At 74.2% G+C, this 24,706-nt stretch carries 20 protein-coding genes; 11 read left to right on the top strand and 9 right to left on the bottom strand.

All coding sequences use genetic code 11. From position 1 onward, the window contains the following. Positions 1-374 precede the first annotated feature (374 nt). The 3 genes from OG294_RS22685 (at position 375) to OG294_RS22695 (ending at position 5,429) form a co-directional block, all read left to right on the top strand. Positions 375-1,253, top strand: a complete 879-nt coding sequence (locus OG294_RS22685) for a DUF3027 domain-containing protein (protein ID WP_327068361.1) — start codon at positions 375-377, stop codon at positions 1,251-1,253. Positions 1,254-1,417: 164 nt separating this feature from the next. Then, positions 1,418-4,792 carry a sacsin N-terminal ATP-binding-like domain-containing protein gene (locus OG294_RS22690; protein WP_327068362.1) on the top strand — a complete coding sequence of 1,125 codons (3,375 nt, stop codon included), beginning with the start codon at positions 1,418-1,420 and terminating at the stop codon, positions 4,790-4,792. 64 nt (positions 4,793-4,856) lie between these two features. Beyond that, positions 4,857-5,429, top strand: coding sequence for a flavodoxin family protein (locus OG294_RS22695; RefSeq protein WP_442789355.1), 573 nt, complete (start codon positions 4,857-4,859; stop codon positions 5,427-5,429). Between the two features lie 42 nt (positions 5,430-5,471). On the opposite strand, the gene OG294_RS22700 is transcribed toward OG294_RS22695, so the two are convergent. Both OG294_RS22700 and OG294_RS22705 read right to left on the bottom strand, forming a co-directional pair. Next, a complete protein-coding gene (locus OG294_RS22700; RefSeq protein ID WP_327068364.1) occupies positions 5,472-7,952 on the bottom strand; it encodes an HAD-IC family P-type ATPase in 2,481 nt (826 codons plus the stop codon). Between the two features lie 86 nt (positions 7,953-8,038). Then, complete coding sequence (locus OG294_RS22705) at positions 8,039-8,341, bottom strand: DUF2530 domain-containing protein (protein ID WP_327068365.1); 303 nt, start codon at positions 8,339-8,341, stop codon at positions 8,039-8,041. A gap of 146 nt (positions 8,342-8,487) precedes the next feature. On the opposite strand from OG294_RS22705, the gene OG294_RS22710 reads away from it, so the two are divergent. Then, positions 8,488-9,894: an NCS2 family permease gene (locus tag OG294_RS22710; RefSeq protein ID WP_327068366.1), complete on the top strand. Its 1,407-nt coding sequence runs from the start codon at positions 8,488-8,490 to the stop codon at positions 9,892-9,894. Between the two features lie 70 nt (positions 9,895-9,964). Here OG294_RS22710 and OG294_RS22715 read toward each other — a convergent pair whose 3' ends face one another. Continuing rightward, a complete protein-coding gene (locus tag OG294_RS22715) occupies positions 9,965-10,225 on the bottom strand; it encodes a hypothetical protein (protein ID WP_327068367.1) in 261 nt (86 codons plus the stop codon). Between the two features lie 25 nt (positions 10,226-10,250). Further along, positions 10,251-10,937 carry a histone deacetylase gene (locus OG294_RS22720; protein ID WP_327068368.1) on the bottom strand — a complete coding sequence of 229 codons (687 nt, stop codon included), beginning with the start codon at positions 10,935-10,937 and terminating at the stop codon, positions 10,251-10,253. Between the two features lie 184 nt (positions 10,938-11,121). On the opposite strand from OG294_RS22720, the gene OG294_RS22725 reads away from it, so the two are divergent. From OG294_RS22725 to OG294_RS22735, 3 genes are all read left to right on the top strand, one after another. Beyond that, positions 11,122-12,045: a DUF4231 domain-containing protein gene (locus OG294_RS22725; RefSeq protein ID WP_327068369.1), complete on the top strand. Its 924-nt coding sequence runs from the start codon at positions 11,122-11,124 to the stop codon at positions 12,043-12,045. A 187-nt stretch (positions 12,046-12,232) separates the two neighbouring features. Beyond that, positions 12,233-12,667 (top strand): MarR family winged helix-turn-helix transcriptional regulator, encoded by a 435-nt coding sequence (locus OG294_RS22730; protein ID WP_327068370.1) that lies wholly within the window; start codon positions 12,233-12,235, stop codon positions 12,665-12,667. Between the two features lie 120 nt (positions 12,668-12,787). Further along, entirely contained in the window at positions 12,788-14,245 is a 1,458-nt protein-coding gene (locus OG294_RS22735; protein ID WP_442789194.1) for an MFS transporter, read from the top strand. A gap of 22 nt (positions 14,246-14,267) precedes the next feature. Here OG294_RS22735 and OG294_RS22740 read toward each other — a convergent pair whose 3' ends face one another. Continuing rightward, positions 14,268-14,795 (bottom strand): GNAT family N-acetyltransferase, encoded by a 528-nt coding sequence (locus tag OG294_RS22740; RefSeq protein ID WP_327068371.1) that lies wholly within the window; start codon positions 14,793-14,795, stop codon positions 14,268-14,270. Between the two features lie 9 nt (positions 14,796-14,804). Continuing rightward, the gene (locus OG294_RS22745; protein WP_327071822.1) at positions 14,805-15,074 is read right to left on the bottom strand and encodes a hypothetical protein; all 270 of its coding nucleotides are present in this window, start codon (positions 15,072-15,074) and stop codon (positions 14,805-14,807) included. A gap of 95 nt (positions 15,075-15,169) precedes the next feature. Between OG294_RS22745 and thpR the strand changes: the two genes are divergently transcribed. Beyond that, positions 15,170-15,742, top strand: coding sequence for an RNA 2',3'-cyclic phosphodiesterase (gene thpR / locus OG294_RS22750; protein WP_327068372.1), 573 nt, complete (start codon positions 15,170-15,172; stop codon positions 15,740-15,742). Here thpR and OG294_RS22755 read toward each other — a convergent pair. Beyond that, positions 15,729-16,349: a TetR/AcrR family transcriptional regulator gene (locus OG294_RS22755; RefSeq protein ID WP_327068374.1), complete on the bottom strand. Its 621-nt coding sequence runs from the start codon at positions 16,347-16,349 to the stop codon at positions 15,729-15,731. The two genes, thpR and OG294_RS22755, sit on opposite strands and share 14 nt — an antisense overlap. A gap of 80 nt (positions 16,350-16,429) precedes the next feature. Between OG294_RS22755 and OG294_RS22760 the strand changes: the two genes are divergently transcribed. Further along, on the top strand, positions 16,430-17,197 hold the full coding sequence (locus OG294_RS22760; protein WP_327068375.1) for an SDR family oxidoreductase: 768 nt from the start codon (positions 16,430-16,432) through the stop codon (positions 17,195-17,197). A 187-nt stretch (positions 17,198-17,384) separates the two neighbouring features. Here OG294_RS22760 and serC read toward each other — a convergent pair whose 3' ends face one another. Both serC and OG294_RS22770 read right to left on the bottom strand, forming a co-directional pair. Next, positions 17,385-18,503: a phosphoserine transaminase gene (serC, locus tag OG294_RS22765; protein WP_327068376.1), complete on the bottom strand. Its 1,119-nt coding sequence runs from the start codon at positions 18,501-18,503 to the stop codon at positions 17,385-17,387. Between the two features lie 114 nt (positions 18,504-18,617). After that, the gene (locus OG294_RS22770; RefSeq protein ID WP_327068377.1) at positions 18,618-19,718 is read right to left on the bottom strand and encodes a citrate synthase 2; all 1,101 of its coding nucleotides are present in this window, start codon (positions 19,716-19,718) and stop codon (positions 18,618-18,620) included. Positions 19,719-20,129: 411 nt separating this feature from the next. Here OG294_RS22770 and pdxH point away from each other — a divergent pair, with 411 nt between their 5' ends. After that, positions 20,130-20,753, top strand: coding sequence for a pyridoxamine 5'-phosphate oxidase (gene pdxH / locus OG294_RS22775; RefSeq protein ID WP_327071630.1), 624 nt, complete (start codon positions 20,130-20,132; stop codon positions 20,751-20,753). Positions 20,754-20,880: 127 nt separating this feature from the next. Beyond that, positions 20,881-24,525 carry an FxSxx-COOH system tetratricopeptide repeat protein gene (fxsT, locus tag OG294_RS22780; RefSeq protein ID WP_327068378.1) on the top strand — a complete coding sequence of 1,215 codons (3,645 nt, stop codon included), beginning with the start codon at positions 20,881-20,883 and terminating at the stop codon, positions 24,523-24,525. Positions 24,526-24,706: the final 181 nt, after the last annotated feature.

Consider the following 24,706-nt stretch of genomic DNA (forward strand, 5'->3'; position numbering starts at 1 on the left):
GACAAACCCGCCCGGGACGAGGGATTACGGCCCGCTCGGCGCGGTCGGGCACAGCTGCTACTCTCGACGGCCGCTCATCGGGCTGTCGCGTGGACCTGCGCGGCGGGTAGCCTGCACTACGAGCCCTAGGGTGGAGCGCGCGGTGCGCCGGTCGGCCTGGCCCGACGGCGGCGCGGCCGGTCCCCGTGAGGCTCGCGGTCACGCAGAATAGGGGCCGGTACCTTGAGCGAGCGGTACCGCGGTTCGGTCGACGACGCGGTGGCCACGGGCGCGCGCCCCCGGTGGCCGAGACGTCCCGAACGGCCCGGGCGAGACACCGGGCGATTAGGCTGCAGGTAAGAAGACTGGAGAGAACCGACGCCGTGAGTGCTGCGATGCGAAGCCGTACCCCAGACCGGCTCTGTGCCGAGGCCGTCGAACTCGCCAGGCAGGCAGCGATCGAGGCGGTCGGCGCCGAGGCTGTCGGCGCGCATCTGGCGGCCCGGGCCGAAGGCGAACGGGTGGTCACCCACACCTTCGAGTGCCTGGACGCCGCCTACCGTGGCTGGCAGTGGGCCGTCACCGTGGCCCGTGCGCCGCGCGCCAAGCTGGTGACCCTGGACGAGGTCGTGCTGCTGCCCGGCGCCGACGCGGTGCTCGCCCCCCAGTGGGTGCCGTGGAGCGAGCGGCTGCGCCCCGGCGACCTGGGCCCGGGCGACCTGCTGCCCACCGGCGCCGACGACGAGCGGCTGACCCCCGGCTGGTCCGGCGAGGACGAGCCGGCGCCCAACTCCGCCGTCTTCGACGGCGAGGAGGACCTGGAGCTGTCCGACCCGCACGTGCAGCCCGCGCCGGCCCGCGCGCAGATCGGCGCGGTCGCCGACGAGCTGGGGATGGCCCGCCCGCGGGTGCTCTCCCGGCTCGGCCTGCACCTGGCCGCCGACCGCTGGGAGAAGACGCACGGCCCGCAGAGCCCGATGGCGCAGTCCGCCCCGGCCTCCTGCACCAGCTGCGGCTTCCTGATCGCGATCGGCGGCTCGCTCGGCCAGGCCTTCGGCATCTGCGGCAACGAGTACGGACCGGCCGACGGCCAGATCGTCTCGCTCGCCTACGGCTGCGGCGGCCACTCCGAGGCGGCCGTGCTGCCGGCCCCGCCGGTGCCCGCCGAGCTGATCCTGGACGAGACCGTGGTCGAGCCGCTGCACCTGCACCCCGACCGGGCCGGCGGCTCGGTGGAGCCGGACGCCCCGGCCGAGGAGCTGGGCCACTCCTGACCAGCTGACCCGCACCGTCGTACCGGAGCCCCGGAGCGTTCGCCGCCCGGGGCTCCGCCGGGTCCGGGCCCGTCCCCGGTGGCCGTGGTCGGCGGGCGCCCCGACACGGGGGAGAATGCCCCCAACGGATCTCGTGTGACGGTTGGGGAAGGCGGGCGGGTCCTGTGGAGCCTCGCATCATCGGCAGTGGCGGCGACGGACAGGCGGCCGACCACTTCGGCACGGCCGAGGTGCGCCGCCGGGTGCTGGACGGCTGGACGGCCGCCGCGGCCCGGTTCCGGGAGGACGCCAACGCCGAGGAGGAGTTGGCGCTCGGCGGCTACCGGGACCGGCTGGTGGTCGAGTTGGCGCAGAACGCGGCCGACGCCGCCGCGCGCGCCGGACGCGGCCCGGGCCGGCTGCGGCTGACCCTGCGCGACGGCGTGCTCGCGGTGGCCAACACCGGCGCGCCGCTGGACGCCGCCGCCGTCGAGTCGCTCTCCACCCTGCGGGCCTCCTCCAAGCGCGCCGACACGACCCCGACGGTGGGCCGGTTCGGGGTCGGCTTCGCGGCCGTGCTGGCGGTCAGCGACGAGCCGGCCATCCTCGGGCACAGCGGCGCGGTGCGCTGGTCGCTGGCCGAGGCCCGCGCGCTGACCGACCGCGCGGCGGGGGAGGCGCCCGCACTGGCGGAGGAGTTGCGCCGCCGCGACGGCCACGTGCCGCTGCTGCGGCTGCCGCTGGCCGCCGAGGGCGAGCCGCCGGCCGGCTACGACACGGTGGTGCTGCTGCCGCTGCGCGACGGTGCCGCCGAGGACCTGACCCGCCGTCTGCTCGACGGGGTGGACGACGCGCTGCTGCTCACCCTGCCGGGCCTGGGCGAGATCGTGATCGAGATGCCGGACGGGCGGGTGCGCACGCTGACCCGCTCGGCCGTCGAGCGGGCCGAGCACGCCGAGGAGGGCGGCCTGGGCCAGGTCACCCTCACGGAGCAGAGCGGGAGCGGCACCGCGGTCTCCATCTGGCAGACCGTCACCAGTACCGGCGCGCTGGCCGCCGAGCTGCTGGCGGACCGTCCGGTGGAGGAGCGCACCCGGCCGTACTGGACGGTGACCTGGGCCGTCCCGGTCTCCGCCGCCGGTACCCCGCAGCCGCTGCCGGTCGCCCCGGTGCTGCACGCGCCCACCCCGAGCGAGGAGCCGCTGGGCCTGCCCGCGCTGCTGATCGCCTCCTACCCGCTGGACTCCACCCGCCGCCACGTCGCACCCGGGCCGCTCGCCGACTTCCTGACCGAGCGCGCCGCCGAGGCCTACACCGACCTGCTGCGGGCCCGCGGCGCCGACCTCGGCTCGCTGGTCCTGGTCCCCGGGCCGCTGGGCCAGGGCGCGCTGGACAACGCGCTGCGCGCCGCGGTGCTCTCCCGGCTGCCCGGCACCGCCTTCCTGCCGCACCCCACCGCCGTGGAGGAGGGCACCCCGGCGCTGCGCCCGCGCGACGCCACGCTGCTGGAGGGCGCGGACTCCTCGGTGGTCGAGGCGCTGGCGCCGATCTTCCCGGGGCTGCTGCCGGCCGGCCTGGAGCGGCGCGCGGAGCTGCGCGCCCTGCAGGTGCGCCGGATCCCGCTGGCCGAGGTGGTCGACCAGCTCGGCGGCCTGGACCGGGAGCCGGCCTGGTGGCGCAGCCTGTACGGGGCGCTGGCCGGCGCCGACCCGGAGGCGCTCGGCGCGTTGCCGGTGCCGCTGGCCACCGGACGCACCGTCACCGGGCCGCGCCGGGTGCTGCTGCCCTCCGACGACGCCGACTGGGCGGGCTTCCCCGGCTACCCGCAGGCGCTGGCCCAGGCGCTCGACCTGCTGGACCTGCGGCTGGCCCACCCCGATGCCGCGCACCCGCTGCTGGCCAAGCTCGGCGCCACCGTCGCCACCCCGGCCGGGGTGCTGGCGACCCCCGAGCTGCGGGCCGCCGTGGCCCGCTCGCTCGACCTGGGCGAGGACGACTTCGAGGCCGCCGCCGAGCTGGCGGACGCGGTGCTCGGGCTGGTGCGGGCCGCGGGGGCGAAGGCCGGGGACCACCCGTGGCTGGCCCGCCTCGCGCTGCCGGACGACGAGGGCGAGCTGGCCCGGGCCGGCGAGCTGATCCTGCCCGACGGCCCGCTCGCCCGGCTGGCCCGCCCCGAGGACGCGCCCTTCGTGGACGAGGACCTGCTGGAGCGCTGGGGCCCCGAGGTGCTGGCCGCCGTCGGGGTGCTGGGCGACTTCGTGCTGGTGCGTGCCGAGGACGCGGTGCTCGACCCGGACGACCTGGAGCGGCTGGACCCGACCGCGCCCGCCGACCGGGCGGTCGGCGGCAACCCGACCGGCCTGCTGGACGAGGCGCCGGACGGGCTGGCCGACTGGTGCGAGGAGGTCCTGGAGCAGCTGCACATCGACGACGCCGAGGTCGGGGTGCCGCCGGTGGCCGCGGAGCTGCTGGTGGTGCGCGACCTGGACCTGGTGGACGAGGACGCCTGGCCCGAGGCGCTGGCCCGGCTCGCCCGGCCGCCCTACCGGGACGCGGTGATCACCCCCGTGCGCGCCCTGCTGCCCGACGGCAGCTACACCGACCTGCCGCCCTACACCGCCTGGTGGCTGCGCGACCACCCGGTGCTGGACGGCCGCGAGCCGGCCGGCCTGCGCGCGGCGGGCGGCGACTGGCTGCTGCGCGGCCTCTACGACGAGGCCCGCACCACGCTGGACGAGCAGTTCCTGCACGCGCTCGGGGTGCGCACCACGCTGGCCGCGCTGCTCGCCGAGCCGCACGGTTCGGAGGAGCTGCTGGACCACCTCACCGACCCGGCGAGCGAGGTCTCGCACCGTCAGCTGCACGGCATCTACACCGCGCTGGCCGGCGTGCAGGGCGGATCCTCGCCGGACCCCGGCTGGGGCGAGGAGCACGACGAGGTGCGCGCCCTGCCGCCGCTGGACGAGGCCACCGGGCGCCGCCCGGCGCACACCGTGGTGGTGGACGCCACCGAGGCCGTGGTCGCCGACGCCCCGGACCTGGTGCAGCTGCTCCACCCCTACCCGCTGGTCCCGGTGGCCCCGGAGCTGGCCCCGGCGCTCGCCGAGCGGCTGCACGTCTCGCTGGCCAGCGAGGTGGCCGGCGGCCGGGTGCTCTCCGAGGGCACGCTGCACCGGGTGCCCTCGTTCGTCCGGGAGCTGCTGCCCGGCTGCCCGGCCGCCTACGAGGAGCACGAGGAGCTGCTGGTGGTCGGCCCGGACGGCGAGGAGGCCGCGGTCGACTGGCGCTGGGACACCGCCGCGCCCTCGCCCGAGCTGCCCTACGACCCGGAGCTGACCGAGGCCGAGGACGAGGAGGACGGCACCTACTGGCCGACGGTGGGCGGCGAGTTCGAGGTGCCGCCGGTGGCCGGGCTGCTGCACGCGGCCACGCCCGAGGGGCTGGCCGCCGGGCTGGCCTGGTCGGTGGGCCAGTGGCACCGGCGCTTCGAGGTGCTGGCCGCGCTCACCGAGCCGGACCGGGCCTACGAGCTCTCGGCGGCCCGCGACTTCGAGTCCTGAGCCGCTGAGAGTGCGCTGACCTGCTGAGTGCCCGGAGGGCGCCGGTGGCTACCCTGTGGCCGTGATCGACACAGCCGAGGGCGCCACCGGGCGCAGGTTCCTCTTCCTGCTCGCGAGCACCCGCTCCGAGGGCAACACCGAACTGCTCACCCGGCGGGCGGCCGAACAGCTGCCCGCCGCGGTGGAGCAGCGCTGGCTGCGGCTGAGCGAGCTGCCGCTGCCGCCGTTCACCGACATCCGGCACGCGGGCGAGGGCCGCTACCCGCAGCCCGAGGGCCACGCCAGGACCCTGCTGGAGGCCACCCTGTGGGCCACCGACCTGGTGATCGCCTCGCCGCTGTACTGGTACAGCGTGAGTGCCGACGCCAAGCTCTACCTGGACCACTGGGTCAGCTGGATGCGGGTGCCGGGCGCGCAGTTCAAGGCGGGCATGGCCGCCAAGACGCTCTGGGGCGTCACCGTGCTGACCACCGAGGACCACGCGCCGGCCGACCCGCTGGTCGGCACCCTGCGGCTGTCCGCCGAGTACCTGAAGATGCGCTGGGGCGGCGCGCTGCTCGGCACCGCCAACAAGCCGGGCCAGATCGCCGAGGATCTCGGGGCGCTGGAGCGGGCGAAGACCTTCTTCGCGTCCTAGTGCCGCGTCAGACAGGCCCTGGGGCCCCGGCCGCTGCTCGTCCTACTCCTCGTCCAGCGAGCGCCGGACGAACCGCCAGACCACCTCGAGCAGCAGGCCGGCGACCACGGCGACGGCCACCCCCGTCCAGGGGTCGCGGATGCCGACCAGCTTGAGCTGGAAGAAGTCGGAGAGCCAGGGGACCACCAGCACCAGGGCGAATGCCCCGCACATGGTGGCGATCAGCAGCAGCCGCCACCAGGTGTACGGGCGGGCCACGATCGCCAGCACCCAGATCGCCACGATGAAGAGCGTCAGGGTGGCCACACTGGTGTCGGCCTTCAGGTCGGTGGCGTGGTCGCCGCGGGCCAGCACGTAGGCGACGAAGGTGGCGGTGCCCGCGATCACCCCGCCGGGGATCGCCAGCCGCAGCACCCGGCGCACGAACCCGGGCCTGGCCCGTTCGTTGTTCGGCGCAAGCGCCAGGAAGAAGGCCGGGATGCCGATGGTCAGTGCGCTCAGCACGGTGGAGTGCCGGGGCAGGAACGGGTACGGCACCTGGGTGAAGACCACCAGCAGCGCCAGCAGGACGGAGTAGACCGTCTTCACCAGGAACAGGCTGGCGACGCGCTCGATGTTGCCGATCACCCTGCGGCCCTCGGCGACCACCGAGGGCAGCGTGGCGAAGCTGTCGTTCAGCAGCACGATCTGGGCCACCGCCCGGGTCGCCTCGCTGCCCGAGCCCATCGCCACCCCGATGTCGGCGTCCTTGAGCGCCAGCACGTCGTTGACGCCGTCGCCGGTCATCGCCACGTGGTGCCCGCGCGACTGCAGCGCGCCGACGAGCTCGCGCTTCTGCTGCGGCGTCACCCGGCCGAAGACGGTGGTGCGCTCGGCGGTGTCGGCCAGCGCCTCGGGCTCGGTGGGCAGCGTGCGGGCGTCCAGCGGGTGGTCGGCGCCCGGCAGCTCCAGGCTCGCCGCCACCGCGCCGACCGAGACCGCGCTGTCGCCGGAGATCACCTTCGCCTGGACCCGCTGCTCCTCGAAGTAACGCAGCGTCGCGGCGGCGTCCGGGCGCAGCCGCTGCCGGAGCACCAGCAGGGCCAGCGGCGCAAGGCCCTTGGCCGGGTCGGGGGCGTCCAGCGGGACGGTGGTGCGGCCCAGCAGCAGCACCCGCAGGCCCTGCGCGCCGAGTTCGTCCACCGCGGTCAGCGCGGGGTGGCCGGTGGGCAGCAGCACGTCGGGGGCGCCGAGCAGCCAGCCGGCCTCGGCGCCGTCCGGCTCGCGCAGCTGGGCGCCGCTCCACTTGCGGGCGGAGGAGAAGGGCACCGCCTCCAGCACCCGCCAGCCGCCGCCGTCGGCGGTGCTGTCACCGTCGCCGGTGCGGTCGCCGGTGCGGTCGTCCTCGGGGGCGGCGGTGCCGTAGGCGTCCAGGATCGCCCGCATGCTCGGGTTGGGCCGGGCGTCGGCACCGGCCAGGGTGCCCAGCACCTGCTGGAGCCGGCCGGGCTGCGCGTCGCCGTCCAGCGCGCGCAGCTCCTGCACGTCCATGCCACCTTCGGTGAGGGTGCCGGTCTTGTCCAGGCAGACGGTGTCCACCCGGGCCAGCCCCTCGATCGCCGGCAGCTCCTGCACCAGGCACTGCTTGCGGCCCAGCCGGACCACCCCGATCGCGAAGGCCACCGAGGTCAGCAGCACCAGGCCCTCGGGCACCATCGGCACGATGCCGGCCACCGTGCGGCGCACCGCCTCGCGCCAGTCGTTGTGCTCGACCGACCACTGACTGATCACCAGGCCGATCGCGGTGGGGACCAGCAGGTAGGTGATGAACCGCAGGATGGTGTCGATGCCGGTGCGCAGCTCGGACTTGACCAGGGTGAACCGGCTGGCCTCCTCGGCCAGCTGGGCCGCGTAGGCCTCGCGGCCGACCTTGGTGGCGGTGAAGGCGCCGGAGCCGGCCACCACGAAGCTGCCGGACATCACCGCGTCGCCCGGGCGCTTGTGCACCGGGTCGGGCTCGCCGGTGAGCAGCGACTCGTCGATCTCCAGGCCGTCCGCCTCGGTGACCTCGCCGTCCACGATCACCTTGTCGCCGATGCCCAGCAGCACGGTGTCGTCCAGCACGATCTCGCCGACCGCGATCTGCGCCACCTGCCCGTCGCGGCGCACCTCGGGGCGGGCCTCGCCGATCAGCGCCAGGCTGTCCAGGGTCCGCTTGGCGCGCACCTCCTGGATCACGCCGATCGCGGTGTTGGCCACGATCACCAGGCCGAACAGGCCGTCCTGGATCGGGCCGACCACCAGGATCACCGCGAAGAGCACGCCGATGATCGCGTTGAACCGGGTGAAGACGTTGGCTCGGACGATCTCCGGCACCGACCGGCTGGACCGCACCGGTACGTCGTTGACCTGACCCTGGGCCACCCGTTGCGCCACCTCGGCGGCGCTCAGGCCACCCGGACGGACGAGGGTGCCCGGGCCGGCCGCGGCCGGGGCGTCGGCGGGGTCGTCGGCTGGCGTGCTCCGGTCGGCGGGGTGCGTCATGGCACCGACTCTACGGGCGGGAAATGTCCGGTGCGTCCCTCTATGGGACCGGTCGGGCCGACCGGGTGGACCACTCGGCGGGGGGCTCAGTCCTCCTCGCGGCGGACACCGTCCGTCGGGGTCCCGGTGGCGGACGCCGCGGCGTCCGCGGCCCGGGAGCGCTGGATCGCCGCCCGCCTGCCCCGGCAGTACCACACGCCGATCAGCCCGAGCAGGCCGCCGGCCAGGCAGACCCAGGGCCAGTTGCCGTGCCCGTGCTCCCGCAGCGTGCTGTGGAACGGGAGCAGCACCACGAAGCCCAGGAACCAGAGCGCCGTCCCGCCGCCGACGATCGCGACGTCGTTGGCTTCCATGGGAGGCGGTGAGGGGTGCAGCGGGGTCTTCGGCATGGGGTTCAGCCTACGGCTTCGGATGTGCGCCACCTGGACTGATGCGCGCTCGGGAGGGGCGCCGAATCTACGCGCGAAGATGGCGCGTGCACGACCATGAACACATACTGAAGGCCCTCCTGTGCCCCCACCAGAGGACATATCGCATGCCTTCCGCGGCCCTCGACCGCTACTTCCGGATCTCCGAGCGCGGCTCCAGCCTGCCCAGGGAGATCCGTGGCGGCGTCGCCACCTTCTTCACCATGGCCTACATCCTGGTGCTGAACCCGATCATCCTGTCCAACGCCGTGGACGTGAACAAGCACGCGCTGAGCTTCCCTCAGCTGGTCACGGCGACCGCGCTCACCGCGGGGCTCACCACCCTGCTGATGGCGGTGATCGGCAACGTGCCGATCGGCCTGGCCGCGGGCCTGGGCGTGAACACCATCGTCGCGCTCCAGCTCGCGCCCAAGATGACCTGGCCGGACGCCATGGGCATGGTCGTGCTGGCCGGCATCTGCATCATGCTGCTGGTCGCCACCGGCCTGCGCGAACGGGTGATGACCGCCGTGCCGCTCGGCCTGCGCAAGGCGATCGCGATCGGCATCGGCCTCTTCATCGCGCTGGTCGGCCTGGTCGACTCCGGCTTCGTCAGCCGGGTGCCCGACATCGCCCACACCACCGTCCCGTTGCAGCTCGGCATCGGCGGTCACCTGCACGGCTGGCCGGTGCTGGTCTTCGTGCTCGGGGTGCTGCTCACCCTGGTGCTGGTGGTGCGCAAGGTGCCGGGCGCGATCCTCATCTCCATCGTGGTGATGACCCTGGTCGCCGTGGTGATCCAGAAGGCCGCCAACCTGCCCGCCGAGGCCTGGGGCCTGACGGTGCCCAAGTGGCCGGGCAACCCGGTGTCCACCCCGGACTTCTCGCTGGTCGGCCAGGTCAGCCTGTTCGGCGGGTTCCACCACGTCAGCGTGCTGACCGGGATCCTCTTCGTCTTCACCGTGCTGATGAGCGCCTTCTTCGACGCGATGGGCACCATCCTCGGCGTCGCCGACGAGGCCCACCTGCTCGACCGGAACGGCGACCTGCCGGGCATCAACCGGATCCTGATGGTCGACGGCGTGGCCACCGCGCTGGGCGGCGCCACCTCCTCCTCGGCCAACACCTGCTTCGTCGAGTCGACGGCGGGCGTCGGCGAGGGCGCCCGCACCGGCTTCGCCAGCCTGGTCACCGGCGCGCTCTTCATGCTCGCGCTCTTCCTGACCCCGCTGGCCACCATGGTGCCGGCGCAGGCGGCGACCCCGGCGCTGGTCACGGTCGGCTTCCTGATCCTGGCCAACTCGATCCGCGAGATCGACTGGAGCGACTACACGATCGCCATTCCGGCGTTCCTGACCATGGTGCTGATGCCGTTCACCTACAGCATCACCAACGGCATCGGGATGGGCTTCATCACCTTCTGCGTGCTGCGGCTGGCGACCGGGCGCGGGCGCAGCGTGCCGGTGGCGCTGTACGTGGTGGCGGCGGTCTTCGCCTTCTACTACATGATGCCGGCGCTCGGGCTGGCCAAGTAGCGCTCGCCCGACCCGTCGTGAGCCCGGCCCCGCGATGTGCGGGGCCGGGCTCACGACGTAGGGCGCAGGGTCAGGACTGGCCGTAGGTCCCGCTGGACCAGGCGGCGCCGGTGTCGGTGACGTAGAGCACGAGGTTGTCGTCGTGCTGCACCACGAGGTGGCCGTCGGGGACGGAGGTGTAGGTGCCCGTGGCCCAGAGCGCCCTGCCGTCGGGGCCGTGGACGACGAGGTTGCCGTCGGGCTGCATGACGGCGGAGGCGCCGGAGTGGCCCCAGGTGACCGGGGACCACAGGGGCTTGCCGGTGGCCTTGGAGCAGAGGACGAGGCCCATTCCGCGACGAGGTGCTGACGGTGCGTCAGGTCAGCAGGTCCGTGAGCTGCTGCGGGCTCCAGTGGCCGGCGGCGCCGGGGCGGGTGCTCAGGTAGGCGGCGATCTCGGTGGTGCGCCAGCCGTGCGCCTCGCGCAGGCCGGCCGCGAGGTGGTGCAGGTAGCGGGCGGACGGTGGGTTGAGCGGGGCCTCGGCCAGCGGCCAGGGGGCCGTGAAGGTGAGCAGCGGGCGGCCCTCCAGGTCGCCCGGGTGGATCAGGGTGTCGTAGCGGCCGGGGCCCAGGACGGCGCGGCCCTCGCGCAGGGCCTGGCGCAGGTCGAGGTCGGTGCCGGGCGGGCGGCGCATCTCCTGGGCGGCCAGGTCGCTCAGCTGGGCGGCGGTGATCAGGTAGGCGCGCGCCGCCGTGCCGTCGTGGCCGGGGGAGCCGGTGTCAGGGGCGGCAGTGGTGGCGGTAGTGGCGGCGGGGTCGTAGAAGGCCATGCCGCCGGTCCAGACGGTCGACTCCAGGGCGAAGTACAGCCGGCCCGGCAACCGGATCGCGCGGCTGTCGCGTGGCGGACGCGGGTCGCGGCAGCCCGGGTAGTCGCGGGCGCCGCCGAGCGGGCGGCCCCCGGCCAGGTAGGCGGTGAGCCGGGCCAGGTGCAGGTTGGAGCCGTAGGCGGCGTACCAGAGCAGCTTCTGGCCTGCCGCCGGGTCGGGGCTGTCGCCGGTCATGGGGGCAGCGTAGAGAACGGGATGCCCTGGCAGGGGGACCTGAGGGGGCGAACTCGCTCTGTTCTGAGCGGTGATGACGTCGGGTCACACCGGTTTCCGGACGCCGGGGCTGACCGGAAACCGTGCTGTGTAGCCCAGTTGGCGCTGGGCATACTGCCCGTGAGGTGTGAGGGGGCACTTGCCGATGGCGCGATGGGACCCAACGGGGATCGACGAGGCGGATTTCCTGCCGGAGCAGTTCCGCACCGCCGACCAGGCCTCGGTCGAGGCGCAGCGGCAGACCCTGCGCTGGTACCGCGGGTTGATCCTGATGCTGGTGGTCGCGGCGGCGGTCAGCGCGGTGATCGGTCCGGGCAGCGGCGGTCACGGCAGCGTCGCCCCGCTGATCTCGGTGGCGGCCTTCCTCGCGGCCGGCTACTTCTGGTCCAGGCTGCGGCAGGCCAACCCGCAGGCCCGCTGGTACGCCTCGCGCGCCGCCGCGGAGTCGGTGAAGACGCTGGCCTGGAAGTACACGGTGCGGGCTCGCCCGTTCGGCGGCCCGGCCGACTCGCCCGAGGTCGACGAGGAGTACCGGGCGCACATCGCCGAGGTGCTGCGGACCTTCGAGGAGACCGGGGTGCTGCCGCCCGACGCGGTGCCGGAGATCACCGACGGCATGCGGGAGTTGCGCGCCGCCGGGCTGACCGCGCGGCGCACCATGTACCTGCGGCTGCGGGTGGAGGGCCAGCGCACCTGGTACCTGGCCAAGGCGGACGCCTGCGAGTCGCAGGCCGTCTCCTGGGGGCTGGGGACGGTCGCGCTGATGATCATCGGTGGCGCCGCCGCCGTGGCGCAGGCCACCGGTGCGATCTCGGTGAGCCTGTTCGGCGCCTGCTCGGCCGCCGCCGCCGCGATCATCGCCTGGACCCAGCTCAAGCAACTGCGCCCGCTGGTCTCGGCCTACCAGCTGGCCGCCAAGGAACTCGACCTGGTGTGGGGCAAGTTGTCGGTGCTGGATCCGAACGACACGGACGCGGAGTCGACCTGGTCGCTGCTGGCCGGCGACGTCGAGGACGCGGTGGCGCGTGAGCACAGCAGTTGGCGCTCGCGTCGGGCCTTCCCGCGCTGAGCCGCAACCGAGCAGGCGCCCCGCCCGGGCCTGCCGGGCGCATGACCACCGCCGAGGGCGGCACCGGTTCCCCACCGGTGCCGCCCTCGCTGCTGTCCGTGGTGTGCGCTCGGGTGGTGGGGTGGTGGGGCGGTGGGGCGGTGGGGCGATTTTTAATTAGAGAGAGTAATGACGTAAGCTAAGTATCATGTCCGAGATGTCCGAGGGCGACCTCGCCGCTGTCAGTCAGCTGCGGTCGTCCGTGATGCGGCTGGCGCGGCGGTTGCGGCACCAGCATGTGGAGCAGTCCCTCAGTCCCACCGAGATGGGTGTGCTGGGGACGCTCGCGCGGTGTGGCAGTGCCACACCTGGGGAGTTGGCGCGGCGGGAGCATGTGCAGCCGCCGTCGATGACGCGAATCATCGCGATGTTGGAGGAGAAGGGGCTGGTGCGGCGGGAGCCGCACCCCGAGGACCGGCGGCAGGTGGTGGTCAGCATGACCGAGCAGGCCCAGACGATCCTCGACGAGAGCCGCCGGCGGCGCAACGCCTGGCTCGCGGAGCTGGCCTCCGGCCTGACCGAGGAGGAGTGGGCGACCGTGCGCGCGGCAGCGCCCGCGCTGTACAAGCTCGCGCACCTGTAGCGCAGGCGCAGCAGGACATCGGACGAGAGAGAGGACCACAGCATCACCGCAGGACCGACCAGGAAGACCAGCAGCGCGGTTCCGGCCACCACCGGAGCCGCGCCACGAGGGGAGCAGTACGTGACACCGCAGGGCGCAGCCGGCGCCGTCAACCGTCCCGACGACACCACCATCCCGACCTCGACCCTTGCCACTCCCGTGGCCACGCCGGTGAGTCCGCCCGGCGACGACGACCCCTGCGAACGCACCGCGGCGGCTGACCCCGCCGCGTCGGCGCGGTTCACCCGGCCCGGGGGGATGTTCTCCTCGCTGCGGGTGCGCAACTACCGGTACTTCTTCGCCGGGCAGATCGTCAGCAACACCGGCAGCTGGATGCAGCGCATCGCCCAGGACTGGCTGGTGCTGAGCCTGACCGGCAGCCCGCTCGCGGTCGGCATCACCACCGCCATGCAGTTCCTGCCCACGCTCGCGCTCGGCCTCTTCGGCGGCGTGCTCGCCGACCGGATGCCCAAGCGCCGGCTGCTGATCGCCACCCAGGGTGCGATGGGCCTGCTCGCCGCCGCACTGGCGGTGCTCACGATCACCGGTGCGGTGACCGAGTACTACGTCTACGCCTTCGCCCTGCTGCTCGGCCTGGTGACCGTGGTGGACACCCCGACCCGGCAGGCCTTCGTCTCCGAGATGGTCGGCCCCGACCACCTGAGCAACGCGGTGAGCCTGAACGCCGCCAACTTCCAGACCGCTCGGCTGGTCGGCCCGGCGGTGGCCGGTCTGCTGATCGCGGCGGTGGGCAGCGGCTGGGCGTTCGCGCTCAACGGGCTCTCGTTCGCGGCCGTGATCGGCGGGCTGCTGGCGATGCGGACCAGCGAGCTGCGGCCGGTCGCCCGGATCCCGCGCGAGAAGGGCCAGTTGCGCGAGGGGCTGCGGTACGTCAAGGAGCGGCCCGACCTCATGTGGCCGCTGGTGCTGGCGGGCTTCATCGGGACCTTCGGCTTCAACTTCCCGACCCTGCTGTCCGGTTTCGCCCGCGGCACCTTCCACGTCGGCCCCGGCCAGTACGGCCTGCTGAACACCGCGATGGCGCTCGGCTCGCTGGCCGGCGCGCTCTACGCCGCCCGCCGGGGCGCGCCGCGACTGCGCTGGCTGGCCGGCGCGGCGCTGGTCTTCGGGCTGCTGGAGGTGCTGGCCTCGGCCGCGCCCGGCTACTGGAGCTTCGCGGTGCTGCTCACCCTGATCGGGATCTTCGGGCTGACCTTCAACACCTCGGTCAACTCCTATGTGCAGCTGTCCACCGACCCCGAGATGCGCGGCCGGGTGATGGGTCTGCTGGTGCTGGTCTTCACCGGCGGCACCCCGATCGGCGCCCCGCTGGTCGGCTGGGTGACGGGGGCCTACGGGGCCCGGGTGGGCCTGCTCGCCTGTGGCGTGGTCTCGGCGCTGGCCGCGGCGGGGGTCGGCCTGGTGCTGGCCCGCTGCGCGGACCTGCGACTGCGGGTCGACCTGCACCGCGGCAGCCGGGTGGTGGCCTTCGTGCCGCGCCAGCGCAGCCGCAACAGCGAGCTTGCGCCCGCCTGCTGACGCTGCATGACCTGAGCTGCGGTCAGATCCTGATCTCCAGGATCTGACCGGGCCAGGTGCTGCCGTCGGGGCGCGGGAGGTCGAACGCGAGGCTCTCGGTGAAGCCGAGCGTCTCGTACTGACGCACCAGCGCCCGGTCCTCGCCGCGGAAGCAGTCCACCCGCAGCAGGGTCAGCCCGCGCCGCACCGTCTCCTCGCGCGCGTCCGCGATCAGCGCGGCGCCGATGCCGCTGCCGCTGCGCGTGCGGTCGGTGAGCAGGAACCGGACGTACAGCTCGGGTATGACGGCCGGGGCGACCCGGGCGACGTAGTCGGACAGCTCCTCGGCCAGCACGCAGACGCCGACCACCTGGCCGTCCGCGTCCTCGGCGACCCGCAGCAGGTAGTCGCGGGCGTAGCGGTGCAGGCGCTCGACGTCGGCCGGGCGGTTCGACCAGGGCACCTCGCCCCACTGCTCGGTGATGCCCCGGGCGTTCAGCCAGGCGACCGCCGAGTCGGCCAGGGCGATCATCGCGGGGACGTCTGCGGGGCCACCGTTGCGGATCTTCATCCCCTCTTTCTAGTACCCGGCGCGGACAAGGGGAAGGGCCGGCCCGTCAGCTCGGCTGCAGGCGGTCGGCCAGTCGGCGGCGGTGAACGCGGCCACCAGGGCCTCGCGGCCCTCGGTGAAGTGGGCCCGGCTGTCGAAGTGGGCGGGCACCACCCGGCGGGCATCCAGGATCGCGGCGACCGCACCCGCGCAGCCCGCGCCTACGCGCGACGGCGGGAGGCGGAGGGGGAGTGAGGGGACGGCCCGCGCGCGCTCCTCCTGCGGGCTGGTGGCTGCCATCCTGGGCGGCCTCCGGTGATCTGACAGCTGGTGCTGGCGTGCGAGCGATGGCGTAGCGGTGGGAAGGGCGGGGCGTGCGCCGTGACAATGGGGGCATGAGGCTCTTCGTCGCCGCTCACCCCTCCGTCGACGCCCTCGCCGAGCTGGCTGTCGCCGTCGCTCCGCTGCACGCGCTGCCCGGGGCGGGGCGGCTGCGGTGGACGGGTGAGGAGGGGTGGCACCTCACGCTGGCGTTTCTGGGGTCGGTGGCGGAGGAGCAGTTGCCCGGGCTCCGTGACGGGCTGGCGCAGGCGGCCGCGGGGTACCAGGCGCACCGGCTTCGGCTGGCCGGGGGTGGGCACTTCGGTGACCGGGTGCTGTGGGTGGGGCTGGCCGGGCAGACCTGGGCGTTGCGGTCGCTGGCCCGGGCGGTGACCCAGGTGACGGGCGAAGTGCTGGGCGTGGAGGAGGAGTTCACATACCACCCGCACCTCACGCTGGCGCGTACCGGGCGCGGTGGCCACCCCGGGCGCGAGGAGCGTACCGCGCTGCGTGCCGCAGCCGAGCAACTCGTCGATTTCCAGGGCGTCGAGTGGCCGGTGACGGAGTTTCAGCTGATGCGCAGCGACTTCGGCAGCGGCCGATCCCGCTACACCACCGTGGACCGCTGGGAGCTCAACTCGGGCTGAGCGGTGGCGGCCAGGCGCGCATGGCCGCCTCGGCGACCAGTTCCAGCTCCGCTCGATCGGCGCCGTCCCTCGCCTGCTGCGACATGCCCTGGATCACCGCGCCGACGAGCCGGGCCAGGGTCGCCGGGTCGCTGGTCGGCGGCTCCTCGCCGGTGGCCACGGCTGCCGCGATCCGCTGTTCGAGGTCCGCGATGTTGGCGGTGCGGATCGTTCGCAGGCTCGCCATCACCTCTTCGTTGCTGCAGTTGGCCGCGGCGCTGATGACCATGCAGCCGTGCGGGTGGCCGGGAGCGGTGTACTCGGCGGCCGTCTCGCGCAGCAGCCGGGCGATGCCGGCGCGCACCGTCGGCTCCTCCTCCAGCGCGCGCAGGCCGAAGGCGCCGTACGCCCTGCCGTAGTCGGCCACCACCTCCTCGAACAGGGCCCGCTTGTCGCCGAAGGCCGCGTACAGGCTGGGTGCCCGGATGCCCATCGCCTCGGTCAGGTCGGCGATCGAGGTGGCCTCGTACCCCTTCTCCCAGAACAGCAGCGTGGCGGCGGCCAGCGCCGCCTCGCGGTCGAAGGACCGGGGACGGCCGCGGGTCGCGCCGGGCTGGGTGCTGGTCATGCCCAGATTCTATATCGCCCGCTACAGAAGTCGTGCTACGTTCCTTTCTATAGCGACCGCTACAGAAAGAGGCGTGGGCGATGAGCAGGCTTTCCGGGAAGACGGCACTGGTGACCGGCGGCAGTCGGGGGATCGGCAAGGGGATCGCGCTGCGGCTGGCCGCCGAGGGTGCGCTGGTCGCGGTGCACTACGGGACCAACGAGGGCGCCGCCAAGGAGACGGTGGCCGGGATCGAGGAGGCCGGCGGCCAGGCGTTCGCCCTCGGGGCCGAGCTGGGCGTGCCGGGCGACGCCGCCGCGCTCTGGGCGGCCTTCGACGAGGGGCTCGCGGCCCACAGCGGCGGCTCGGGCCTGGACATCCTGGTCAACAACGCGGGCGTGGGCCTGTACGGAGTGGTCGGCGAGGTGGCCGAGGCCGACTTCGACCGGGTCTTCGCGGTCAACGCCAAGGCGCCGTACTTCATCGTCCAGCAGGGCCTGGAGCGCCTGCGGGACGGTGGTCGGGTGATCAACATCTCCTCCGGCGTGACCCGGATCGCCTACCCGATCACCAGCGCCTACTCGATGACCAAGGGTGCGATCAACACGCTCACGCTCACCCTGGCCCAGCAGTTGGGCCCGCGCGGGATCACCGTCAACGCGGTGGCCCCCGGCCTGGTCAACACCGACCTGACCGCGGAGCTGCGGGAGCCCGCGGCGCAGGCGCAGGCCGCCGCGTTCTCGGTCTTCAACCGGGTCGGCGAGCCGGCGGACATCGGCGACGCGGTGGCCTTCCTGGCCTCCGACGACGCCCGCTGGGTCACCGGCCAGGTGCTGGATGGCACGGGGGGCTCCCACCTCGGGGTGTGACCCGGGCGGCCGGGTACGCTCGATGCGTGGATCCCAAGACTCGTATGCGTATCGTCTCCGGCGCCCTGGGGCTGCTCCTGGTCGCCGTGCTGATCGGCGCGCTGGTGCAGAAGTGACGCCGGCGCCCGCCCCGTGACGCGCAGAAGGGCCGCCACCGGCGAACGGTGGCGGCCCTTGCGGCAGTGGGTCAGAGCTGCTCGACCACGTGGTCGATGCAGGCGGTGAGCGCCTGCACGTCCGCCGGGTCGACCGCCGGGAACATCGCGATCCGCAGCTGGTTGCGGCCCAGCTTGCGGTACGGCTCGGTGTCCACGATGCCGTTGGCCCGCAGCACCTTGGCCACCGCGGCGGCGTCCACCGAGTCGTCGAAGTCGATGGTGCCGACCACCTGCGAGCGCTGCTCGGGCACGGCGACGAACGGCTGCGCGAAGGCGGACTTCTCGGCCCAGCCGTACAGGTGGGCCGCGGATTCAGCCGTACGGGTGACGGCCCAGTCGAGGCCGCCGTTGCCGTTCAGCCACTCCAGCTGGTCGGCCAGCAGGAAGAGCGTGGCGATCGCGGGGGTGTTGTACGTCTGGTCCTTCGAGGAGTTGTCGATTGCGGTCGGCAGGTCGAAGAACGGCGGGACGTAGCGCCCGGACCCGGCGATCTCGGCGGCCCGCTCCAGCGCGGCCGGCGAGAAGGCGGCCAGCCAGAGCCCGCCCTCGGAGGCGAAGGACTTCTGCGGCGCGAAGTAGTAGACGTCGGTCTCGGTGATCTCCACCGGCAGGCCGCCGGCGCCAGAGGTGGCGTCCACCAGGACCAGCGAGCCCGCGTCGGCGCCCGACGGGCGGCGGATCGGCATCGCGACGCCGGTGGAGGTCTCGTTGTGGGTGAGCGCGTAGACGTCGACCCCGGCCTCGGCGCTGGGCAGCGGGTGGGTGCCGGGCTCGCTCTTGATCACGCTCGGGTCGTCCAGCCACGGCACGGCCTTGACCGAGGCGGCGAACTTCGAGGAGAACTCGCCGAAGTTCAGGTGCTGCGACTTCTGGCGCACCAGCCCGAGGGCCGCGATGTCCCAGAAGGCGGTGGACCCGCCGTTGCCGAGCACCACCTGGTAGCCGTCGGGAAGCGAGAAGAGGCTGCTCACGCCGGCCCGCACGCGCTTGACCAGGTCCTTGACCGGAGCCTGGCGGTGCGAGGTGCCGAGCAGCGAGGTGCCGGTGGCGGCGAGGGCACTGAGGGCCTCGGGGCGCACCTTGGACGGGCCGCAGCCGAAACGGCCGTCGGCGGGCTTGAGGTCAGCGGGGATCTGAATGTGGGCCACGGGCGCAGCCTACTGTGCCCGCTCCCGGGATTTCGCCCGTTGTCCGGCCGCTGAGATGGAGGACTCAGCGGCCGGCGGGCGGAGTCGAACTGACCTGCTGTCAGCTCTCGGGCGTCAGTGCGCGATCGACTCGAAGCCCTCGATCTCCTGCGGGCCGCGCGGGCCGGGGCCGATGTAGCGGGCGGCCGGACGCACCAGGCGGCCGGTGCGCTTCTGCTCCAGGATGTGCGCCGACCAGCCGGCGGTGCGGGCACAGGTGAACATCGAGGTGAACATGTGCGCCGGGACCTCGGCGAAGTCCAGCATGATGGCGGCCCAGAACTCCACGTTGGTGGCCAGCACCCGGTCCGGGCGGCGGTTGTGCAGCTCCTCCAGCGCGGCCTTCTCCAGCGCCTCGGCGACCTCGAAGCGCGGGGCGCCGAGCTCCTTGGCGGTGCGGCGCAGCACGCGGGCGCGCGGGTCCTCGGCGCGGTAGACGCGGTGGCCGAAGCCCATCAGGCGCTCGCCCTTGTCCAGCGCGTTCTTGACCCAGGCGGCGGCGTCGCCGGTGCGCTCGATCTCCTCGATCATGCCCAGCACGCGCGAGGGGGCACCGCCGTGCAGCGGGCCCGACATCGCGCCGACCGCGCCGGAGAGCGCCGCCGCCACGTCGGCGCCGGTGGAGGCGATCACCCGGGCGGTGAAGGTGGAGGCGTTCATGCCGTGCTCGGCGGCCGAGGTCCAGTAGGCGTCGATCGCCTTGACGTGCTTGGGGTCCGGCTCGCCGCGCCAGCGGATCATGAACCGCTCGACGACCGTCTCGGCCTTGTCGATCTCGCTCTGCGGGACCATCGGCAGGCCCTGGCCGCGGGCCGACTGGGCCACGTAGGACAGCGCCATCACGGCGGCCCGGGCGAGGTCGTCGCGGGCCTGCTCGGCGGAGATGTCGAGCAGCGGCTTGAGGCCCCAGACCGGCGCGAGCATGGCCAGCGCGGACTGCACGTCGACCCGGATGTCGCCGGAGTGCACCGGGATCGGGAACGGCTCGGCGGAGGGCAGGCCCGGGTTGAACTTCCCGTCCACCAGCAGGCCCCAGACGTTCCCGAAGGAGACGTGACCGACCAGGTCGTCGATGTCGACGCCGCGGTAGCGCAGCGCACCGCCCTCGCGGTCCGGCTCGGCGATCTCGCTCTCGAAAGCGACGACTCCCTCAAGCCCGGGTACGAAATCGGACATCACGCGGCTCCTCAGTGACGTGACTGGCCCTGCGCCGTGGTGGGGCGGCGGGCCGGCGACCGTTTGGTGTTTGGCACTCGGTGCCAGGGTGGCAGGCACTGGGTGCATTGCGCCATACACCACTGCGGTGATGTTTCCCCAGTGGCCGCCCGATTTCCTGTCGGAACCGGTATGTCTCCGGGATCTTCCATGGCAAACCGGTTCGAACCGGGCAATCCGCGGGATCGTGCGGATCGCCGGGGGCCGCACGGGACCGCCAGGGGCGAGCGATGGCGAGCCACCATATCTCTCGATGTCGAGATTCCATAGGCGGCGCATGGTCCGCTGCTTGTCGTACGGGATGATGTTGACGTGCAGACCCCGGAACGCGCCCAGCCCGCGCACCAGACATCCGTCCCCGATCTCGCCCGGATGCGCCGTCAGTACGCCGAGGAGGGCCTGGCCGAGCAGGAGTTGGCCCCCGATCCGGTGGCCCAGTTCGTCCGCTGGTTCGAGCAGGCCGAGCAGGCCGGGCTGGTGGAGCCCAACGCCATGGTGGTCTCCACCGCCGACGCCGAGGGGCGCCCCAGCGCGCGCACCGTGCTGCTCAAGGGAGTGGACGAGCGCGGCTTCGTCTTCTTCACCAACTACGGCTCCCGCAAGGGCACCGAGCTGGCCGCCAACCCCAACGCCGCGCTCCTCTTCCCCTGGCACCAGATCGACCGTCAGGTGATCGTCACCGGCGGCGTCGAGCGCACCGGCCGGGACGAGACCGCCGCCTACTTCCGCACCCGCCCGCACGGCTCGCAACTGGGCGCCTGGGCCAGCGAGCAGTCCAGCCCGGTGGCCTCGCGCGAGGTGCTGGAGCAGCGCTTCGCCGAGCTCGCCTCGCGCTACCCCGAGGGCGAGGGGGTGCCGGTGCCGCCCTTCTGGGGCGGGTACCGGGTGATCCCGCGCTCGGTCGAGTTCTGGCAGGGCCGCCCCAACCGGCTGCACGACCGGCTGCGGTACACGGCGGGGCCGGACGGCTGGACGGTGGAGCGGCTCTGCCCGTAGTAACGGGTCGGTCCACCGCTCGGCGCCGCCGGGCGCGACGGCGCGTAGAGGCTTGCCCAGCGCGGGAATTGCTCCATCCGCCCCCTTCGGAAACGGCGCGCGCCGGTCCACACTGAGTGGACGACGGATGGTGGGGGCGCGGGTGGAGGCGTACTTCTTTCTGAGCTACGCGCGGGCGGACGACAGTCCGCTGATCGCGGCCTTCTACCGCGACCTGGGCGCCCGGCTGCTCGCGCGGGACCCGGCCGCCGCCGGGCTGCCCCCCTTCCGGGACGTCGAGCAGATCCGGCTCGGCGCGGACTGGGAGCGGGCGCTGGCCGACGCGGTCGCGGGCTGTCGCGCGATGGTGGCCCTCTACTCGCCCGGCTACTTCGCCAGCTCCTACTGCGGCAAGGAGTGGACCGCCTTCCACTCCAGGGTGGTCGCGTTCCGCGCGGAGACCGGCTGGGACCCCCGAGCGCTGGTCCCGGTGCTCTGGCGGCCGGTGGCCGGGGCGCTGCCCGGGCCGGTGGCGGAACTCCAGTACAGCGAACCGGCCATGGGCGAGCGCTACCCGCGGGTCGGGCTGCGCTCGCTGCTGGCGGAGGAGCCACAGGGGCCGGAGTACCACCAGGTGCTCGACGTGCTGACCGACCGGATCGCGCTCGCGGCCGGGCGGGCCCGGCTGCCCGGGCTGCCGGGACTGGACCTCGGCTCGTTCGTCGGGGCCTTCCCCGTCGCGGCGCCCGAGCCGCCGCCGGTCCACCTCAGCTACGCCCCGGCCGGCCGGCTGTGGGCCGAGTGGGCGGCCGCCGAGCTCGCCGCGGCGGGCCGGCCCGCCGCCCTGCACGGCCTCGGGACGGCCGGCGCCGACCAGGCGCTGCAGGAGGCGCTGGACGGCCGGGGCCGGGTGCTGGCGCTGCTGTCGCCCGACTACCCGCGCCATCCGGCGGCGGCCGGGCTGTGGAGCGCGCTGGCCGGGCACGCGTGGGCCCCCGGGCGCCCCACGCTGCTGTCCGTCCGGGTCGGTGAGTCCACCGACCCGCTGCCCGCGCCCTTCGGCGACCAGGTGCCGGGCGAGCAGCTCGCGGCCGACGCGACGGTGGCCGCAGCTCAACTGGCCGCCCTGGCGGGGGAGCCGGTGGCCGCGGGCGGTGCCCCCGTCACCGCCCGGACCGCGCGCGGACCGCGCCCGCGCTTCCCCGGGGAGCGCCCCGCGGTCTTCGACGCACCGGTGCCCACCTCGAACTTCACCGGGCGGGACGAGGTGCTGGAGTCGCTGCGCGCCGGGTTCCTGGCGCCGGGCGGGCCGGCCGTCCAGGTGCTGCAGGGCATGGGCGGGGTCGGCAAGACCCAGACGGCGGCCGAGTACGCCCGGCGGTACGCGGCGGGGTACGACGTGGTCTGGTGGATCGCGGCCGAGCAGCCGGAGTTCATCGCCCCGCGGCTGGCCCAGCTGGCCCCGCGGCTCGGCCTGACCGCCACCGACGACAGCGCCGACACCGCGGCCCAGGTGCTGGAGGCGCTGCGCGCCGGGCGGCCGCACCCGCGCTGGCTGCTGATCCTGGACAACGCCGGCGACCCGGCCGAGCTGCGCGGCCGGCTCCCCGACCCGCCGCCCGGCGGCCACCTGCTGATCACCTCGCGCGACGCGGCCTGGGCCCGCCGCGACCGGGTGCTCGAACTCGGCGTCCTGCGCCGGGCGGAGAGCCTGCAGCTGCTGGAGCGGCTGAACCCGGAACTGCCGGTGGCGGCCGCCGCGAAGCTGGCCGCCGCGCTGGGCGACCTGCCGCTGGCCATCGTCCCGGCGGCGGCCTGGCTGCGGGAGACGGGCATGCCGGTCGCCGAATACCTGGAGCTGCTCGCGGCCACCGCCACCGAACTGCTGGAGCGCAGCTGGCTGCCGGACGGGGACTACCCGCACTCGGCCGCCGCGAGCTGGCTGCTCTCGCTGGCCGAGCTGCGGCGCGTCAACCCGGCGGCCGCCGAGCTGCTGGAGCTCTGCGTCCACTTCGGTCCCGAGCCGATCCCCACCCGGCTGCTCTTCGCACCGCTGCCGGGCACGCCGGTCACCGGACCGGGCCTGGCGGGTGGCCCGGGCCCGGGTGCGGGCGGCGCGGCGGCAGGCAGCACGGCGGTGGACGGCTCGGCGGTGGACGCCTGGGCGGGGGAGGGCAGGGCGGTGGACGCCCGGCTGGCGGTCGGCGAGCTGATCAAGGCGATCCACCGCAGCGGGCTGGCCCGGGCGGGCGGCGGCACCGAGACGCTCACGGTGCACCGGCTGGTCCAGGGGGTGATCCGGGAGCAGGTCGGGCCGGAGCGCCGGGAGCAGCTGCGCGGCACGGTGCAGCGGCTGCTCGCCGGAGCGGAGCGACCGGCGCCGGGTCTGGTCAACGGCTGGCCCGTCTACCAGGAGCTGCTGCCCCACCTGGGGCCGAGCGGTGCGGCACACAGCACCGACCCCGCGGTGCGGGACTGGCTGATCGACTCGGTGCGCTACCTCTACCAGCGCGGGCTCAGCCAGGAGGCGTGCGACCTGGCCGAGCGCATCCTCGCGTGCTGGTCGGAGCGGGACGCGGAGCCGGGCACGCAGAGCGCCGTCCAGGTGCCCCAGCTGCGCCGGCAGTACGCCAACACGCTGCGCGTCCTCGGGCGCTACCGCGAGTGCTACGCCATCGACAAGGAGGTGTTCGCCCAGCTGACCCGGGAGCTGGGCGACGGCCACCCGCACAGCCTGTCCGCCGCCAACAGCCTGGGCGCGGACCTGCGCTGCCTGGGCCGGTTCGCCGAGGCGTGCGAGCTGGACCGCACCACCCTGCGCCGGGCCGAGCGGGAGCTGGCACCGGGCGATCCGCAGCGGCTGCTCTGCGCCAACAACCTCGCCGTCGCGCTCTACGCGGTGGGTGACCGGGTGGCCTCACTCGGCCTGCACGAGCGCACCTGGCGGCAGCGGGTCCGGTCGGCGCCGGCCGATCCGACCACCCTGTCCTCCGCGATCTGCGTCGCCCAGTCGCTGCGCGAGGCGGGCCGCCCGGCGCAGGCGCTCCGGGTGGCCGAGGAGGCCGCGCGCGACTGCCGGGACCTGCTCGGGGAGCGGCACCCGCGGACCCTGCTGGCCCGGGACGGCCTGGCCGCGACCTACTACCGCCTTGGCCGGTTCGCCGAAGCCGAGAAGCTGGCCGAACCGGTCCACCGGAGTACCGAGGAGGTGCTCGGGGCGGGCAGCCACGAGGCGCTGGGCGCCGCCGCGCTGTTGGCCGCCGTCCGGCACGCGCTGGGCGAGCACGTCCGGGCGGTGGCCGTCGGCGAGCGGGCCTACCGCGAGGGCCGGGCCCGGTTCGGCGGCCGGCACCCGCTGACCGTGCTGCTGGCCGGGAACCTGGCGCCCCAACTGCGGGCCGCCGGGCGCACCGAGGAGGCGGCGGTGCTGGCCCGCGAGGCGGCCGAGCGGTTCGAGGCCGCCATGGGTCCGGACCACTGCGACCTGGGCGCGCTGCTGGTGAACCGGGCCACCGATCAGGCCGTCGGCGACCCGGCGCAGGCGGTCCGCACCGGCACCCGGGCGCTGGAACTGCTGACCGCGACGGTCGGCACGGCGCATCACCACGCGCTGGCGGCCGGCTCCAACCTGGCGCTCGACCTGGCCGCGGTCGGCGAGCGCGGGCCGGCCGAGGAATTGGCGGGGCGCTGTGCGGACCTGGCGCGCACGGCGCTGGGGGAGGGCCACGCGCTCACCCGCGCGGTGGTCGTCCGCAAGCGGCTCGATGTCCAGGTCGAGTTGTACCTGCTCTGAGGCTGTATCCGCCATTCGGATGTATCCCCGGGCCGGTTGGGTAGGCGGTCCGTCCACATGGCGGACACGGCGTCGACGCGCGGTGAAGATCGCTACGTCGAATGGCGGAACGGCCGATCACCGCAACGGGTGAACTCGATCACGAGGGTGTCCCAAATCTGGGTGGTGAGCTGGGAGTCCG

The sequence above is a fragment of the Kitasatospora sp. NBC_01302 genome, assembly GCF_035976515.1.
In the GTDB taxonomy this organism is placed as follows: Bacteria; Actinomycetota; Actinomycetes; order Streptomycetales; family Streptomycetaceae; genus Kitasatospora.

Excerpts from the sequence above, each read along its gene's own strand:
- OG294_RS22685 (WP_327068361.1), top strand. The coding sequence starts at position 375 with ATGCGAAGCCGTACCCCAGACCGGCTCTGTGCCGAGGCCGTCGAACTC.
- OG294_RS22700 (WP_327068364.1), bottom strand. The coding sequence starts at position 7,952 with ATGACGCACCCCGCCGACCGGAGCACGCCAGCCGACGACCCCGCCGAC.
- OG294_RS22705 (WP_327068365.1), bottom strand. The coding sequence starts at position 8,341 with ATGCCGAAGACCCCGCTGCACCCCTCACCGCCTCCCATGGAAGCCAAC.
- OG294_RS22710 (WP_327068366.1), top strand. The coding sequence starts at position 8,488 with ATGCCTTCCGCGGCCCTCGACCGCTACTTCCGGATCTCCGAGCGCGGC.
- OG294_RS22715 (WP_327068367.1), bottom strand. The coding sequence starts at position 10,225 with ATGGGCCTCGTCCTCTGCTCCAAGGCCACCGGCAAGCCCCTGTGGTCC.
- OG294_RS22720 (WP_327068368.1), bottom strand. The coding sequence starts at position 10,937 with ATGACCGGCGACAGCCCCGACCCGGCGGCAGGCCAGAAGCTGCTCTGG.
- OG294_RS22725 (WP_327068369.1), top strand. The coding sequence starts at position 11,122 with ATGGCGCGATGGGACCCAACGGGGATCGACGAGGCGGATTTCCTGCCG.
- OG294_RS22730 (WP_327068370.1), top strand. The coding sequence starts at position 12,233 with ATGTCCGAGATGTCCGAGGGCGACCTCGCCGCTGTCAGTCAGCTGCGG.
- OG294_RS22740 (WP_327068371.1), bottom strand. The coding sequence starts at position 14,795 with ATGAAGATCCGCAACGGTGGCCCCGCAGACGTCCCCGCGATGATCGCC.
- OG294_RS22745 (WP_327071822.1), bottom strand. The coding sequence starts at position 15,074 with ATGGCAGCCACCAGCCCGCAGGAGGAGCGCGCGCGGGCCGTCCCCTCA.
- thpR (WP_327068372.1), top strand. The coding sequence starts at position 15,170 with ATGAGGCTCTTCGTCGCCGCTCACCCCTCCGTCGACGCCCTCGCCGAG.
- OG294_RS22755 (WP_327068374.1), bottom strand. The coding sequence starts at position 16,349 with ATGACCAGCACCCAGCCCGGCGCGACCCGCGGCCGTCCCCGGTCCTTC.
- OG294_RS22760 (WP_327068375.1), top strand. The coding sequence starts at position 16,430 with ATGAGCAGGCTTTCCGGGAAGACGGCACTGGTGACCGGCGGCAGTCGG.
- OG294_RS22770 (WP_327068377.1), bottom strand. The coding sequence starts at position 19,718 with ATGTCCGATTTCGTACCCGGGCTTGAGGGAGTCGTCGCTTTCGAGAGC.
- pdxH (WP_327071630.1), top strand. The coding sequence starts at position 20,130 with ATGCGCCGTCAGTACGCCGAGGAGGGCCTGGCCGAGCAGGAGTTGGCC.
- fxsT (WP_327068378.1), top strand. The coding sequence starts at position 20,881 with ATGGTGGGGGCGCGGGTGGAGGCGTACTTCTTTCTGAGCTACGCGCGG.